A 458-nucleotide genomic window follows, 5' to 3' on the forward strand; every position below is an offset into this window, starting at 1 on the left:
AGAACGGGTTTGGCTAGGATTAGTACGGGAAGAAAAGAAGCATAGCCTTTTCGAACACGGACTAAGCCGAAGCCTTTTTTTTGGTTTTAATTTTCTTTTACAAAGCCAAATCAAAAAGGATTTGGCGACCCAGTAAATATACACAAAACTTTGAGAAAGCACTCAAACCCGTATTAATTTTAGCCGTTGTTGGGTGCTGGCTTTTTCGTTATTGGTTATTGTTCCATTCGTAGAAGTTTGATCCTTCGTTTAAAACAAAATCTGTTTTCGGGTATAAATTATTTCCAATTAAGTTTGATTTTTCAGTTTCTAAAAACATTCCACAAGCTTTAGTTTCTTTTACTAAATCTTTAGATTTTTCAATTAAACCAATAGAAATTCCTTTACTTCTAAATTCAGGGTTTACGAATAAGTCATTTAAAAGCCATAATTTTTCCATTCTTGTGGAGGAGAAAAGT

General features: G+C 32.8%; 1 protein-coding gene. It reads right to left on the bottom strand.

Annotated elements, in window-relative coordinates:
* Window positions 1–208: 208 nt before the first annotated feature.
* The coding region (locus Q4548_RS16730) for an N-acetyltransferase (RefSeq protein WP_303457181.1) at window positions 209–458 on the bottom strand (250 nt) is incomplete at its 5' end.

The sequence above is a fragment of the Wenyingzhuangia sp. 2_MG-2023 genome (assembly GCF_030548295.1).
Taxonomy (GTDB): Bacteria; Bacteroidota; Bacteroidia; order Flavobacteriales; family Flavobacteriaceae; genus Wenyingzhuangia.